Source organism: Methanomassiliicoccales archaeon (assembly GCA_038740345.1).
In the GTDB taxonomy this organism is placed as follows: domain Archaea; phylum Thermoplasmatota; class Thermoplasmata; order Methanomassiliicoccales; family UBA472; genus JAJRAN01.
Window position 1 is genome coordinate 19,480 of record JAVYMA010000020.1, and the last position, 16,944, is coordinate 36,423.

The 16,944-nt window shown below is 38.9% G+C and carries 11 protein-coding genes; 9 read left to right on the plus strand and 2 right to left on the minus strand.

Annotated features, from left to right (window positions below):
- Positions 1 to 7: 7 nt before the first annotated feature.
- Positions 8 to 3,376, minus strand: a complete 3,369-nt coding sequence (locus tag QW520_07180) for a methyl-accepting chemotaxis protein (protein MEM0449584.1) — start codon at positions 3,374 to 3,376, stop codon at positions 8 to 10.
- Positions 3,377 to 3,661: 285 nt separating this feature from the next.
- Between QW520_07180 and QW520_07185 the strand changes: the two genes are divergently transcribed.
- Positions 3,662 to 4,555, plus strand: coding sequence for an NAD-dependent epimerase/dehydratase family protein (locus tag QW520_07185; GenBank protein MEM0449585.1), 894 nt, complete (start codon positions 3,662 to 3,664; stop codon positions 4,553 to 4,555).
- Between the two features lie 123 nt (positions 4,556 to 4,678).
- On the opposite strand, the gene QW520_07190 is transcribed toward QW520_07185, so the two are convergent.
- A complete protein-coding gene (locus QW520_07190; GenBank protein ID MEM0449586.1) occupies positions 4,679 to 5,047 on the minus strand; it encodes a helix-turn-helix domain-containing protein in 369 nt (122 codons plus the stop codon).
- A 790-nt stretch (positions 5,048 to 5,837) separates the two neighbouring features.
- On the opposite strand from QW520_07190, the gene cooS reads away from it, so the two are divergent.
- The 8 genes from cooS to QW520_07230 all read left to right on the plus strand — a co-directional run.
- Positions 5,838 to 7,778, plus strand: a complete 1,941-nt coding sequence (gene cooS / locus QW520_07195; protein MEM0449587.1) for an anaerobic carbon-monoxide dehydrogenase catalytic subunit — start codon at positions 5,838 to 5,840, stop codon at positions 7,776 to 7,778.
- A gap of 67 nt (positions 7,779 to 7,845) precedes the next feature.
- The gene (locus QW520_07200; GenBank protein MEM0449588.1) at positions 7,846 to 9,480 is read left to right on the plus strand and encodes an aldehyde dehydrogenase family protein; all 1,635 of its coding nucleotides are present in this window, start codon (positions 7,846 to 7,848) and stop codon (positions 9,478 to 9,480) included.
- 565 nt (positions 9,481 to 10,045) lie between these two features.
- A complete protein-coding gene (locus tag QW520_07205; GenBank protein MEM0449589.1) occupies positions 10,046 to 10,720 on the plus strand; it encodes a histidine phosphatase family protein in 675 nt (224 codons plus the stop codon).
- Positions 10,721 to 10,808: 88 nt separating this feature from the next.
- Positions 10,809 to 13,811, plus strand: coding sequence for a CARDB domain-containing protein (locus QW520_07210; protein MEM0449590.1), 3,003 nt, complete (start codon positions 10,809 to 10,811; stop codon positions 13,809 to 13,811).
- An 85-nt stretch (positions 13,812 to 13,896) separates the two neighbouring features.
- Positions 13,897 to 14,469 (plus strand): PRC-barrel domain-containing protein, encoded by a 573-nt coding sequence (locus QW520_07215; protein MEM0449591.1) that lies wholly within the window; start codon positions 13,897 to 13,899, stop codon positions 14,467 to 14,469.
- Between the two features lie 174 nt (positions 14,470 to 14,643).
- Positions 14,644 to 15,723, plus strand: a complete 1,080-nt coding sequence (gene wecB / locus QW520_07220; GenBank protein ID MEM0449592.1) for a UDP-N-acetylglucosamine 2-epimerase (non-hydrolyzing) — start codon at positions 14,644 to 14,646, stop codon at positions 15,721 to 15,723.
- 64 nt (positions 15,724 to 15,787) lie between these two features.
- A complete protein-coding gene (locus QW520_07225) occupies positions 15,788 to 16,468 on the plus strand; it encodes a metal-dependent hydrolase (protein MEM0449593.1) in 681 nt (226 codons plus the stop codon).
- Positions 16,469 to 16,504: 36 nt separating this feature from the next.
- The coding region (locus QW520_07230; protein MEM0449594.1) for an NUDIX pyrophosphatase at positions 16,505 to 16,944 on the plus strand (440 nt) is incomplete at its 3' end.

Here is a 16,944-nt window from a genome sequence, read left to right on the forward strand (position 1 = left end):
ACCCTCCTCAGGCCTCGATTCCGCGTTTTATCAACGCTTCCCTAACCTTTTTAGGCATAGCTACCTGCCCTTTCCCCGTCTCTTTTTTACTTCCCTCTACAACTTTGCTCTGCGATGGCTTTTGCTGCTTTGCTTTACTCTCCAGCTCATCATTTATTTTAAATTGAGATGACACTTTTTGCAGTGCCATAGCCATCTCTGAGAGCGCTTGGGCCCGCGCAGTCATATCCTCCATACTTGCAGTAAGTTCCTCTGTGGATGATGCACTTTCTTCCGCTGCAGAGGCTGTCTCCTCAGCTATAGATGCTATTCCATCCACCGCCTTGGCTGATCTTAGCATCTGGTCTTTCTGTTGGTCAATCAGTGGTCCAAGCCTATCAAGAGATTCATCAACGGAAGTTGCTAAGCTATCAATCTCCTGGAAGGCTTTACCGGTCCGATCCGCGATTTCAATGCCTTCGGCTGTCTCTTTCGTACCACGTTGCATGCTCTCCACTGCCTTAGCAGTCTCGGCCTGCACTTCCTTGATCATCTTGGCGATGCGCTCGGCGGCCTCGCGCGAATCCTCTGCTAGATTCTTCACTTCCTCGGCCACCACGGCGAACCCTCGTCCCTGCTCTCCGGCCCTGGCCGCTTCGATGGCGGCGTTCAGAGCCAACAAGTTGGTCTGGTCAGAGATATTGGTGATTACATCCACTATCTGTCCAATCTCCTCAGATCTCTTACCCAAAGAAGCTATTACCTTTGCCGACTCTTCCACCACTGCTTGAATCTCCCTCATCTTTTTGATGGTCAAATCCACCGTAGATCGTCCCATCTTCGCCGACTGTGAAGACGCTTTCGCAGCATCAATGGCGGCTTTTACAGTCGAACCAACTTTCTCGCTAGAAGAAGCCATCTCAGCCATCATTTTAGCTGTGTCCTCCACCTGAGCCGCTTGATTCTGCGCCCCTTTAGAAATTTGCTGAATAGCACTCGAAACTTGCTCGGTTGAAGCATTCATCTCTTCTGCCGAAGATGCGAGCTCCTGAGAGGTAGAGGAAACCATAGCCACAGAGTTATTTACTTCTTTTAGAAGCTGGGTAAGTGACTCCCCTGTGTGATTAAGGGCATCAGCGAATCTCTTGAAATCACCCTTTAGATCGATATCTATCCTAGCAGTCATATCTCCTTTGGAATAGGCTTCTGCAACTCTCATCGCCTCTTCGATCGGACCTATAACTGCGTCCAGAGTGCTGTTCACACCCTCGACAATGATCCTATATTCACCCTGATGGCGCGATGCATCTGCCCGTGTGGACAATCTGCCTTCGGTCGCTGCTTCGGTGAGCATTCGAGCGTCGGCCGTTAGGTTAGAAATCGCCTCTACAACTTGAGCCAGCGAAGCATTTATTTTCGAAAAATTCTCTTTTGCCTCTACAGTGTATTGGTCTCCTTCACCAACCATGGTGTCAAGCTCAAGTTGGCCCTGGGAAAGCTTCTTTAGATTTGAGGCAACGCGCTCCACCTCTTGCTTCATATAATTAGCGTTCTTCTGCGTCGCAGTGATATCTTGGACGACTTCTATGTGGCCGACATTTTCACCTTTGGCATTCTTAATGAAGGCAACGTCCACCTGAAAATTCATGCCAGCTTGCTCGAAGAAAGTCCTCGTTTCACCATTGCGCAATTTGGCTATTCCGCAATTCTTTGTTCCACAAATGTTTGCATTCCAATTGCTGCATTTTTTACCTAAAATGTCCTTCCGTTTAATCTTTAAAAGATCCTCCACTGCTTTATTTATGAAAGTCCAGTTCATTTCTTTGTCAGTCACAGAAAGAGGCATAGGAACAGCATCCAAAAGCTGCTCATACCAAAAGATCTTGTCCACTATGGTATCAAGGGTGGCGTTAAAACCAGCCACGACTTTAGCATAGTCGCCCTTATGCCTGGTAACATCAGCTCGAACATTGAACTTTTCTGCTTTCGCGGCATCTGCGAGCATCTCAGCGTCAATGATGAGACTGCTAATCGCCTCGACTACCTGCGAAAGGTTGGCATTCATCTTGATGAAATTTTCTCTCGCTTCTTTGGTATATGAATCGCCTTCTCCGACAGCAAGATCCAGATTAAGATCGCCAGCAGAAAGCCTCTTCAAATTAGCAGCTATTCGCTCTACCTCTGATTTGGTATAGAGATTTAAACTGCGAGCCGCGGTGACATCTTGGAGGACTTCCACATGACCGATCTTCTCTCCCTTAGCATTCGTCAGGTATGCCACATCTATCTTGGTATGCTTTCCATCCCTTCCAGTGTATGTTGTTGTTTGACCTGATCTCAATCGAATGATTCCGCACTGATCGGTGTTGCATATCGGCCCTTGCCAACAAGAGCAATGCTTTCCCAGTACATTCTTTCTCGAAGTTTTTAAAACATTCTCCGAAGCCTTGTTGATGAAAGTTATTTTCATATCGGCATCAGTCACTGAGAGAGGGAATGGAATAGAATCTAGAATTTGCTCATACCAATAAGTCCTATCAACCACCACATCTAAAGTCTGATTAAGGGCATGCACTATGGCTCGATAATTACCTTCATACTTTGACTCGTCCGCCCTGGATGAGAACTCTCCTCTCTTGGCCGCCTCGGTTAATAATTCCACATCTTTTGTTATTTCGACCTCGTTAGAGATATCCACAATATGTTCTACAGCTCCCACTACTTTACCATTTTTATCAAAGACTGGTGAAGCTGAAACACGAATAGGAATCTCTCTTCCTTCTTCTGTACGTGCTACTGCGTCCCCATGGACAGATTTTCCCTGAATGGCCATTTTTACAGGACAATGCTCTGTTCTGCAAAATTGTGTGTTGAATAGTTTGTAGCAATCCTTTCCGAGAACATCTTTCTCTTCCTTTTTTAGAAGGTTCAATGTCGCTTTGTTGGCGTACATTATTTTATAATCCAGATTAATTGCTACGATAGGAGTTGCGACTGCATCTAAGTAAGCACTGCACATATCCTTATGAAGCGAGATCTCTTTGATGAACCCTATTCCACCAATGACCTTACCTTCTCGATCTAATATCGGCTTTGCGGATATGGAACATAAGCGCTCCTCGTCTTCAAGCTTTAAATTAACTTGTTCAAGTTCGATCGATTTGCCATTTTTGATGCTCTCTGCCAATGGACACCCTTTACCTCCGATGGAACCCCCGAATACGTCCTTGATCCGCATTCCTATTGCCTCATCTTCAGTGATGCCTGTGAGCTTTTCCGCTCTTTCATTGAAATGGGTTATTTTCATATTCGCATTGATTGCAAAAGCTGCTAAGGGGAGAGTGGAAATCATCTCCTCAACCGCGAAATAATGACTTTCTTCAGCTTGTCCTTCCATTTCATACACCTCTGTTTTCATCATGTCCAGATATTCGTCGGTTCATAGACCCCTTGCTTAGGCCGTTATGCATGACCGCTAGTGACACTTTATTAAGGTGCAAATTTAACGGCAGAAATAGGACGATAAAGAAGGATTATAAGCGCTAATATCCCATTATCTTTTATCAGCACTGATAATATTTCAAGATAAAATAGTCTTAATTCTTAATCTTCGGTAATCTTTTTCATAATGATCCGCACAAAATAGAAAGAATTATCCTTAAAAATCCACATGACTATAAAGATGAAGATCGTTATTACTGGCGCATCTGGGCAATTGGGTTCGTATTTAATGGATTTGGCAATGGAGGATCATGACGTTCTTGGAATAGACCTGCGCCCATCCTCTTTCAGAAATCACGTTTCGAAGATTAATGTTGGAGACATAAGAGACCGGAACTTAATAGAAAATAGCTTGAGGAACTGTGATGTGGTAATTCACTGCGCTGCTCAAGTAAGCGTCGTAAATTCTATTAGGGATCCCTGGTACGACTTGGATGTGAACGTCGGTGGAACTATTACACTGCTAAATGCTTCCGTTAATGCAAGAGTTAAGAAATTCATTTATATCTCATCGGCAGCAGTCTATGGTGACCCCATTTCGATTCCGATCAAAGAGTCTCATCCACTCAACCCAAAATCGCCATATGGAGCGAGCAAAATGTCAGCAGAACAGTATTGTAAGGTGATGTCAGCAATCTCCGATTTGCCGTTCGTGATTATTCGTCCTTTTAATTTCTATTCGCCAAGAGCCGATCCAAAATCACCATATTCTGGTGTGATAACGAGATTCGTGGAATGGGCAAAAAAGGGCCAGCCATTAAAAATAGAGGGGGATGGAGAGCAGACGCGGGACTTTATCCATGCTAAGGATGTAGCTAGAATGATAATGATGATTGCCTTATCCAGTGTTAGGGGGATTGCCTTCAATTGTGGATCTGGCAGAGGAACGAGCATAAATGCCTTAGCAGAAGCTGTGGTGGAAGCGTGTGGTAAGAAAATCGATGTTATACATGTTTCTCCGCGTCCTGGGGATATTCGTAACAGCATTTCTGACATGTCTCTTGCCAGAAATTGCCTGCAGTTCAAATCGGAGATAGATTTACATCAGGGGCTTCTCGAGTTCTTTAAAGATTAGAATAAAAAATTTTTACACTTTCTATGGAATGTAACTACCCCCCTCTCACACCCTATGTTGTGATGAGAGGGGGCATTCCACAACCACTCTCTTCAGAGTAGATCGATATCGTTTGTCTTGCTATTACATTTTCGCAACAGGGATTGCGTTCTGCATAAAGACGGACATATCGATATCATAATTATAATCCTCAGTAGTTCCGTCAATCATCTCAAGTCTCGCTTTTATTTTATTTTTCTCGAAAATTATCTGGGCATTCATTACACGTGATTTATACATAGACATGCGCTTTCCGCTTTGTGTTAGCTTTCTTTCAGCGCATATCAAAAGACCTGCCTCCTCTAGTGACCTTATCTTCCGATAGCAGGCAGCTATAGGAATCCCCAGCTTTTCGCTCAATTCGAAAGCGCTCTTAGGTCTACCCATCGTGGCAAGGAGAATTTTCGCAGAATACTCCTCGGTCAACAGCTTCGATGTTTCAAGTGCGTGCATTTTTCTTACCTCCCCGTAATGATTTTATCGGTAAGGAAAGCCTTAGCATATCTATTTAAAAAATATTGATTGAGAATCAATTTTGATTCGAGGATAAAACATCATGCCAGAATTAATATCCAGCATGATTTCTTTTAAGAAAAATCTAATCAAATAAGACTTCAAGACATCATTTTTTTGTTACATGATTTAAGTTTTTCTTTCCAAAAAACTGTGCCTTATAAATTCGCTCGCCCTAAAATAAATTAGAACGTTTTCTTAATTATATCCTAGGCAAATTTGGTTATTCACCCATATATCATAATCTATGCATGTGATTGAAATGTATGGTAAATGTTTTATTTATTATTCTTTTCCGTCAATGAAATTATTTCGAGTAACACGATTTTCAATGAGATATTTATTGGCCAGATTTTTTGTATTCTTAAGAAAAAAAGCAAAGTTTCAAATATTAATGTAAATCATCATAGCCTTCTGATTATCCGCAAGGAGGTGCGATAACATGTCCTGTGGAAAGTGCGGAACAGACAAGAAAAAGAAGGATCAGCCTAAGAAGAAAGGCTGAAAAATAAACTAACCTTTGATTCAATAATAAATTACCTGTCCACATAGGACAGGGAGATCATTTATAATCTCGTCTTTGTTCCTGATTTGAAAAATTGACTTACATTTTCCTTGTTCCATCGTTTCGGATGAAATAATAATTACATTTATATAAAGAATCAATGAAAAGGGAAAATGTTCTTGACGCTTGCAAGCGCTATTAAGCAAATTAACGAGCTGATCCATCATGGCTGATGAAGAGAATGTCGAGATTATTTCTGTAGAGTGTCTTCGTGTTAAAGCCAAAGAGCTGTCACCGGAAAAGATAATTGAGAAGGTGGAAGAGAGGACTATAGACTTATCCACCAAAGCCGTTTTGAAAAATGCCATGATGCAAAATATAGAGACGGTCTGGGATAGATATGAAAAACAGCAACCCCCATGTAAATATTGCGCGACCGGAGTATCATGTCAACGCTGTGCTATGGGGCCTTGCAGGCTCATGGGTGGTGATAGGATTCGAGGCGTTTGCGGAGCAGACGCAGATTTAATCGTTGCAAGAAACTTATTGGATCACATTGCCACGGGAGCAGCATCTCATTCTGATCATGGTAGAGAAGTGGTTGAAACCTTGCTTAAACTTGCTAAAGGGGAAACAACATCATATACTATCAGTGACGAAAGTAAGTTGAGAGAACTTGCGGTAGAATATGGCATATCAGAATCCCTTCCGCAGAATAAAATCGCGGAAGAATTAGCGAGATTAATATTGGAAGAGTTTGGAACTCTTAAAGGCGAGTTGACTCTAGCCAAAAGAGCCCCCCCTTCTACTTATGAAATCTGGAAAGGACTTAACTTAATTCCAAGAGGAATCGATAGAGAAGTAGTTGAGGCCATGCACAGGGTGCATATGGGGGTAGGTGCAGACTATAGAGATTTCTTAATGCATGGATTGAGAACTGCTTTAGCTGATGGATGGGGTGGCTCAATGGTCGCTACGGAGATCTCTGATGTTCTTTTTGGGACTCCAGATATCAAGTATTCTAGAGTGAATTTAGGCGTCCTGAGAAAGGATATGGTAAACATATCTTTGCACGGTCATAACCCCATATTATCTGAGATGGTAGTAAGAGCCGCGAATCTGCCAGAAATGAAAAACGACGCAAAAGCCGTTGGTGCAGAAGGAATCAATCTTGTGGGCCTGTGCTGCACTGGAAATGAACTTCTCCAAAGAAAGGGAATCCCTCAGGCAGGTAACCATTTGGATCAGGAATTAGTTATATCTACAGGAGCTCTAGAGATGATGATTGTGGATTATCAATGTATTTTTCCTACTCTTCCAAATATAGCAGCTTGCTATCATACAAAAGTGGTTACAACATCTTCTAAGGCACGGATAATTGGAGCGCAGTATTTTGAGATAACACCAGAGAACGCATTCGAACAATCAAAGCATATTATCAAAATAGCGATTGAAAATTATCCAAATCGGGTTAATTCACGAGTTACAATACCTGATTCGCCTGTAGATGTCATGGTGGGGTTTTCTGTAGAAAGCATAAAGAAGATATTGGGAGGAAACCTTAAACCTCTATTGGAAGCCATCAAATCTGGAAAAATAAGAGGTTGTGTTGGCGTTGTTGGTTGTAACAACCCCAAAATCAAGCACGATTATGGACATGTAACTCTCGCAAGTGAACTTATTAAGCGAAATATTTTGGTTGTGGAGACTGGTTGCGCTAGTATAGCTTGCGCCAAAGCTGGATTGATGTTGCCTAACTCTGTTGAATATGCAGGAAAAGGTCTCAGAGAGGTTTGTGAGTCCCTAGGCATACCGCCCGTTCTTCATATGGGCTCCTGTGTGGATAATACAAGAATATTAAACTTAGCGGCGGCTTTGGCCAAGGAGATTGGGATAAGAATAGATCAACTACCATTAGCTGGAGCGGCTCCTGAATGGTATTCGTCTAAAGCTGAGGCTATTGCTTGCTATTTCGTCGCATCAGGTATCAGTGTATGTTTGGGAGTCATGCCTAGAATCGAGGGTAGTAACAAGGTAGTGAAATTATTGACCGAAGATCTTGAGAAAAAGGTTTTGGCGAAATTTTGGGTTGAGCCCGATCCTAAAAAAGCAGCGGCCATTATCTGGGATCATATTGAAGGAAAAAGAAGAGCTTTGGGTATATAACTTTTTTTCAACATCATAATTTAATTTTTAATGTAGATAATTTTTCATATATGGTAAAAATTATTGCTTGGAAAATTTCGACACAATTATTTACATTGTATTTTCTCAATGTAATGGAGAGAGCATGCCGTTTAAAAATGAGATGACTTGGATTAATTATGCTAAAACTGGAAGAGAATCGATTTTTCATAGCAGATATGAAAAAGAAATATCTGAACTCCGAGATGATATCAAGAATCCAATTATTCACGAGAATATTATTGGAGGAAAAAGGACGAAGGATAGAGAAATCGTATTGAAAGTCAGTCCGAATGATAATTCTTTGCCTCTTGGATATTTCCAGAAAGCACAAATTGAAGATGTAGCATCGGCGGTAAAGTTGGCTAGATCTGCCTTTGAAATTTGGTCAGAAACAGATTATGTTGAGAGAGTTAGCATATTCGAAAGAGTTGTTGAACTTTTTAAAAGAGAAAAATTCGCTTTGGCAGCTGCGCTTACTTTGGATAATGGAAAAAATCGTTTCGAGGCGCTAGCTGATGTAGACGAGGCAATTGATTTCATGTCATATTATTGCAATCAAATGAGATTGAATGATGGCTTTGAAAAATTGTTACCTCCTGCTTATGATAATGAAAGGTCTGAAAGCTTATTAAGACCTTATGGAGTTTGGGCTGTTATATGCCCTTTTAATTTTCCTGTGGCGATAAGCATCGGTATGGCATCTGCAGCAATGCTTACGGGGAATACTGTAGTAATCAAACCATCTACAGCCGCACCTTTTGCTCTATATAAAGCATTCTGCTTGATGGAAAGAGCTGGCATCCCTCCTGGGGTAGCAAACTTCATATATGGCAGTGGAGGAGAGATAGGATCCGCATTGACTTCCCATCCTGAGGTCGAAGGAGTAGCCTTTACGGGCTCAAAAGAAGTTGGGTTCGAGATAATCAGAGGATCTTTACGGTCATACCCTATCCCTGTAATCGCAGAAATGGGTTCCAAAAATCCTGTTATAGTAACGAAGAATGCTGATTTTAAGGAGGCTGCAGAAGGAATTGTGAATAGTGCATTTGGTTATGCAGGTCAAAAATGCTCAGCATGTTCACGTCTTTATATTGAAAGGGAAGTCCGAGATGATGTTTTACAGGAAATATTGCATTTAACGAAAAATATTAAAGTCAAAGATCCGGCGGAACGTGATTGCACCTTTGGCCCTTTAATAGAAGAGCGTAAGGTGATTGAATATCTAGAAGTTGCTAAAATTGGTTCAAGGGATGGTGCAATCATCATAGGTGGTCATCGAATCATAGAGGGTAATTTGATTCGAGGTTTTTATGTAGAACCGATGATAATTGATGCTCTTCCTCAAGAGCATGAATTGATGAGGACAGAACTCTTCATGCCAGTTTTATGCATTGATACATTCGATTCTTTGGATGAAGCAATTTCAAAGGCCAATTCATCCGCATACGGCTTGACTGCAGGAATATTCACTCATGATGAAAATGAGGTCGACTTATTTTTCCGTAAAATAAAATCAGGCGTTGTTTATTCAAATCGTCGAAGAGGTGCTTGCACTGGGGCAATGGTAGGAGCGCAATCATTTGTCGGGTGGAAATCATCTGGTTCAACAGGCAAGGGGACGGGAGGGCCTTACTATTTACAGCAATTTTTAAGAGAACAAACTCGAACAAAAGCTTGGTGATAAAAAAAGTGAAATATTTTATAAAAATTCTCTTAATAAGAAGAGTACAACCATTAGTGATTTTAATAAAGTTATTTAATTATATTTTATAATATAATATTTTTAAAATTTTCTTTATATTCATTATGTAAAATTTATTACGAAGTAATTCCTTATGTTTATTTACAGTAAGACCGAAATTTAAATGCTCTAGTTTAATTAAAATTCTTTTTAGTTTAATAAACACATTCAATAAACGAATTCATTCTTGTAGAATTTCAAGCCAATAGTTTTTGTTGATTTATGCTATCATTTCTATTTATATTGACATTTCGAATCAAAAAATTTTTTTTAGAATATTAAACTATATATATTTTTATAATAAAACTAGGGCAAAATTAATGATGGTAAAAAATATAAACAAAAGTCTCATGAGAATTTTTATATAAATTATATAAAATTTTAATTAGGTCAAGGTGAACGGATTATCTTAATTATCAATAATTTAAAAAAAAAGGTAAAAAAGATTAATTGATGGAAAAAGAAAAGAGTCAAAAAGAAATATTGCTAAACTGAGAGGGCGTCAATGAAGAAAGGATTGCGCATACTACAAGACATTGCACTTGTCCCCCCAGGAAAAAATTGCACGATCATAATTAGACATGCTGATAGAGACGGTGCTTTGGACAATTTAATAGATAATGAAATTGGGTTAAATGACATAGGACGCAGGCGAGCCATAGAGTTTGGAAAAGCTTTGCAGCAATTCAATTCACTTCAAATGTTTACTTCCCCGGTCAAACGATGCGTTGAAACCTGTAATGCCATTGCTTCGGGATTTGGAACTGATTATACTTTAGAAATAACGGAATTATTAGGGATGAGCTCCCCCATCATGTCTCAACCTGAAGTAGCTTATTCTTTGATGCGCTCTATGGGCTTAAATGGTTTCATAGAAGCCTACATTAGCGGAAAAATCGATAGAAAGATTGTAACTCCTACTGAAGAAGGATTGCGAATTATTTTATCTTTTGCTTTGGGGAAAATGCGAGATTCTACAGCCAGAGCGTTTATTATGGTCACTCACGATATGATAATCACGCCTGCGTTAGTAAAATTTTTTGGTTATGATTATCGAGCAAAAGGCCTTGTTCCCTTTCTTGATGGAATGGTTCTTTATGAATCGGATTATGGATTAAGATTATGTTACGCAGGAAAGATACTTAAGGTTTCAAAAGATGGAACAGTGAAAACTCAATAATATTTTATCATTAATCGCTAAAGTCAACTTTCTTTGCTCTTAATTACCAGATGCAATCGTTTTATAGTTACGGGTCGATTCTGTATTCATGGGATGGAGGAAAAAAATCTCAGTTTTAATTATTGCTTTTCTCACCTTATCTGTTATACCAACATCCACTATGGATATAGTTATGTATACATTAGCGGCTCAACCTACAAATGGTGTTATCGTTAACTCGCAAGTTGCCGGTAATCAGCTTAACCCTAAATCTTTTGTTTCAAAAGATGGTACTATTTATGTAGTGTGGGAAGATGTTTCCTCAAATGGTTCCAGAATTTTCCTTTCCAAATCTGTTGATGGTGGAATTACTTTTTCTCCGAGGATAAGAGTAGACGACATACCGAGCGGCATGAAATGCATAGCAAGGGATCCATCAGTAGTGGTGAACTCCACAGGTTGTATCTTCGTTGCTTGGAGCGATAACAGGACTGGGACTTATCAGATTTATTTTTCATCCTCTTCCGACGGCGTTCATTTCAGTACAGATGCCCTGGTTGCACCTACATCTAATTGGGTTAACCAAACTATGCTTGATATGACTATTGAAAATGATAATCTTTACCTTGTCTGGTCTCAACAGCATCCATCAGCAAATGACAATACCTATGTGAAATTTACTTATTCAACCGATTCCGGAGTTACATTTAGTAGTGCTGTTCGCATCGATTCGACCGTTAACGTTAAAGAACTTTATCCAAGCATTTCAGTTAAAGGAAGAAAAGTCGTGATTGCATGGCACGATTCCAGGGATAATCCGTTATTTGATATACGTGTATCTATATCAAATAATAATGGACAGACGTTTAGTTCAAGTATAAAAGTATCCACGTCAACTTCTATCGAAAATTGGTATCCATCTGCTGAAATACTTCCTGATGGAAGAGTTTTTATTGCATGGCAACAAAGAAACGGGGGCAATTTTGATGTATTTGGCGTTATATCAACTATTAATGATCAAACCTATTCATTGCCCTCACTGCTGATTGGAGGAGTAGAGGATCAAACATTTATTTCATCTGCTGTAGAGTCTAGGGGGATAATTTGGCTCGCATATCGCAGTGTGTTGGATGGAAGGCATGTCGTCCAATACTCTCGTTCCTTAGATGGTCAAACCTTCTCTACTCCCATCAGTCTAAATCCAAATACAACTTCAGAACAGAACGCTGTGGATGTTGTTTGTGATGATAACGGGACTGTATATTTTGTATTCCAAGATGATGGCCAAGGAACAGAAGACATAATGTTCTGTAAAATTGAAAATGAACGGCCAGAAATCGATATTCTCTCTCCAACCATAGGATGGGAATGGTCAAATCGAGTTAATTTGGCTGGAACATGTAAAGACCCTGATAATTCACCTGTTTTAAAAGTCTTCATTCAAATAAAAGAAAAAAATGGAACAATAGTTCTCCCTTGGAGTGAAGCCGTAGTGACTAATATGTCGGTTTGGAATATCTCTATAGATACTACAATATATAAAAATGGGCAATATGAAATTTTTGCCAAATCTTTTGACGGCGTAGCCTATTCAATCGTATCTAAGCTTGAAGCCGTATTCAATAATGGTATACAGCCATTTGTAGAATTTAAAATTGAACCCAGCGATATTTCTTATACACCTTTAAATCCTAAAGAAGGTGATATTGTTACCGTTAGTGCCAAAGTAAGCAACCTGGGAAATAAAGATGCAGAATATGTACAGATTAGATTCCTTTTAGAAGGATATAACTTGGGAACGGTAATCATTCCCAGGTTGCCAGCGGGCTTAAAAGATGAAGCAATCTTGAATTGTAATTGCTTAGAAGGGACTTTTGAGCTTCGAGTCATAGTCGACCCTGAGAACCAATTTGAAGAGCCAAACGAAACCGATAATTCGGCTTTAATTTATTTGACAGTTTTACCAAAACCAGAAATATTTCCTGATCTTGCAATAGATTCAAATAATATAACTTGGTCGCCTTCTATTATTCATAAAAATGATGTGGTGATTTTTACCGCAAAAATAGTCAATGTTGGAAAGATTTTGGTAAATGATGTGAAAGTCGAATTCCAGATTAACAATCAATATTATGATTATTGTTGGACCGGCCAAATATTGCCTGGAGAATTCTTCATAGTTCAAACAGATTGGAACACTAATATTGTGGGAAATTATACCCTTACGATTATAATTGATCCATATCCTAAACAATTAAACGAAGAAAGGATAGATAACAATCAAGCCAGCTTAGCTTTCAGCGTTTTTCCCGAAAATACATTTAAACCTGATTTAATGATAAATAATGCAACTGTAATTATTCAACCAGCATCCCCAAAGATGGGACAAGTGGTTATTTTTACCGCAATTGTCTCCAATCTGGGGGATATCACAGCTGATATGGTTCAGGTCACTTTCTATGTCGATGATTTATTATTAGGCTCTCCTTTAACGATTCCCCAAATAGGTCCTGGAGAAACAATAGATATAACTACTGCTTGGACTGCTGCAATTGGCGAACGAATGCTGAAGGTTAAAATAGATGAAATAGAAGTAATTAAAGAATTAAATGAATCAAATAATGTTGTAATAAAATATTTCATTGTATATCCTCCATTTTCTACCAAACCAGACCTGAAAGTTTCTTCTCAAAATATCAGTTATTATCCAAATCCACCAATAATTAGTAAACCTGTACGATTCAATATTACGATTTGGAATTTAGGAAACGACTCAGCATATAATATAAAGGTGCAGGTTAAGATCGATGGAAAACAATTAGGAAATACGATAATCATACCTTATATATACCCATATAGTTCCATTAATATAAGCGTAATATGGATTGCTAAAGGAGGTCAACATTCTTTTCAAGTAATACTGGATCCTGATGATGAAGTCGAAGAATGGGATGTTGAGGAGAACGAAGCCCAAATAACACTCTCACTTCCCCCTGAGCCGTTAGAAATTCCTTGGATGGCTATTTTTGCTTTCGCTGCATTTTCTGTATTGGGATACGGTGTATACTCATATTTAGGAAAGGTCAAAAAGAAAAAGGGCGGTGAATCATAGATTTTGATATGAATGGTTAGTGATTTTACCCTCAGCACGGACACACATTTAATATGAATGTTACGAATACACTCATGGGGTAGGGATGCTAAGATTAGATGAGATCATTGGATTAGAGGTTTTAACCTCTGATGCAAAACTATTGGGCAACGTAGAAGGAGTTGCAGTGGACACTCAAGATTGGCATGCTAGGGCCCTTAGGATAACCCTTAAGAAAGGAAATGAAGAAAACGTGGGCGTTCGCAAACCATTATTCGGAGCCGCAAGAATAGCCATCGACGTTTCCAAAGTATCCTCAGTGAGAGATGTTATAAAATTAAGGGAGTCTATATTAAAATTAAAAGAATTATTAATTGATATAGACGCCGTCCCATTCAGCGCAGGTGATATTATAAATCGAAGAGTAGTTTGCGCAAAAGGTCGAGAAATAGGTATTACAAGTTCTCTCTATTTTGACCCTGAAGGAGGTTGGAGAATTCCATTTTTTGAAGTTGAGATGTATCGCGATGCGTTTAAAGAAATGGACTTGAAAAAAGCGAAACTAAAAAGAAGAGAAGTCAAAATTCCCACTTCGCTTATCTCAACGGTTGGAGATCTAATAATCTTGAACACCAGCGAAGAGGAATTACGGCGTATATTAGAACTAACTCCAAAGTAAAATTTTAAAAAATTTACAAAGATTTTTATAATAATCTTCTAAACAATCAAGAAATATATAAATAATTCATCATTTGAAATGTTGTAATTTTATATATATTTTTAGATAATATAATTTATAATGAATTTTAAAAACCTTAATTATGATTATATTGTGCAATAGCGATTAAGATTTGTGAGCACACGTTTTTGTGTAGTTGTTGGAACAAGACCTGAAATTATTAAAATGTCACCTGTTATTAGAGAATTAGATCGGCTCGGCTCAAACTATTTTATATTACATACGGGTCAACATTATTCTTATAAAATGGATTACATATTTTTTCAAGATTTGCTTCTTCCAAAACCAAAATACAATCTAGAAGTAGGTTCTGGCTTACAGGGAGAACAAACAGGTAAAATTTTAACGCGTAGTGAACAAATATTAAAGGAAGAGAAACCAGATATAGTACTTGTTCAAGGCGATACCAATACCGTGCTGGGAGTTGCACTCGCTGCTTCGAAATTGGGTTTGACCATCGGTCATGTTGAAGCTGGTTTGAGATGTTATACAAAAGGAATGCCTGAGGAACTTAATCGGATATTGGTTGACCACATTTCAGACTTATTATTTGCTCCCACACAAAATGCAGTAAGGAATCTAAACAAAGAAGGAATTATAAGAAATGTGTTTTGCACAGGTAATACAATAGTAGATGCAGTAAAGCAGAATTTAGTAATCTCCCAATTTAACTCGAAAATACTTCAAGATTTAAAATTAAAAAAAGATGAATATATTTTAGCTACAATACATCGTCAGGAAAATGTGGATAATTTTTGTAACTTAAAAGAGATAATCGACGGGTTTAAGAGGGTGGGAATCAAGACTGGATTGTTAGTGATATTCGTAGTTCATCCGCGCACAAGAAAAATGCTACAAGAAAAGAATATTGATACAGATGGCATTTTGCTATTAGAGCCAGTAGGTTATATAGACTTTCTTTCATTGGAAGCATCGTCACGTCTTATCCTTACTGATTCTGGAGGAGTTCAAGAAGAGGCATGTATATTGCATGTCCCTTGCGTCACAGTGCGTCAAAGTACAGAAAGACCTGAAACGGTGGAAGTAGGTGCAAACACTATAGCTGGTATCGATTCATCTAAAATAGAAATAGCAGCACAGAAAATGATGAGTTCTGAACGAAATTGGAAAAATCCTTTTGGTGATGGAAATTCAGCAAAACGAATAGTGCATACGTGTCTTAAGACATTATGAAAAAAGTTGAGGAAAGATTGAAAAGAATACTCGAACTTTATATACGATTGATTATTGTAAGTTTATGAAAGTTCAATATTTAGGTCACTCGGCCTTTTCAATAGTTACGTCCAAGGGAACATTCTTGATAGATCCTTTCCTTTCAGGAAATCCATGCACTTCAATTAGAAGTGATGATGTGGTTGCAGATGTAATTCTCGTGACTCATGCACATGGGGACCATTTGGGCGACTCAGTGGAGATATCCATTCGAACTGGAGCCTGTATAGTGGCTACATTTGAACTATCGAATTATTGTTATAATCGGGGCGCAAAGACGTTGGATGTAAATTTGGGAGGTACGTTGGATCTCCAGATAGGCAGGGTAAAAGTATTTCCTGCTTTCCATACTTCCTCGATTGATAAAGGCCCGAGTTTGGGGCAAGCTACTTCATTCGTTATAAGTGGGGATGGTAGAAATATTTATCATGCTGGTGACACAGCCTTATTCAAAGATATGGAACTGATATCTGAAGAATATGAATTAGATCTTGCTTTATTACCTATCGGAGGTCGCTATACTATGGATATAAAAGACGCTGTGAAAGCAGTAAAATTGTTAAAGCCACGTTTCGTAGTGCCAATGCATTTCAATACTTGGCCTATTATTAAGGCTAATCCTGAGGTTTTTAAATCTAAAGTCGAAACGGAAACAAGGTGTAAATGCGTTATATTGAATCCAGGTGAAGTGATAACCCTGGACTAGAAAGCAAGAGAAGGTTACTCAAAGTAGGGCGGGCATATGGTGCGTACAGACCACCAAATCTTAGGAATAATTTTTAAAAAGGGATATTCAGGAATATATTACTTGGTTTTAAAGCGAAATACCATGCAGGGTGGTTTTTGGCAGCCAGTGACTGGAGGGGTAGAAGATAATGAGACTCTAGAAGAGGCCCTAAGACGGGAAATAAGAGAGGAGACTGGTATCAAAGATATTGTTAGAATAATTCCTGGAATTCAAGCTCATCGATTCTATGCTCCAAGAGCAGTTTATGAATACGCCTTTGGTGTGGAGGTTCGGCCTGGGACGAGGGTCAAACTTAGTGGGAAAGAGCACTCAGATGCTCGATGGTGCGATTATAAAACTGCGCGTTCTTTAATGGTCTGGCCAGGCAATCGAACAGCCTTGGAGAGATTAGATTCTATACTAAGAAATGAACAAAATAATGCCGAAACTTCGCA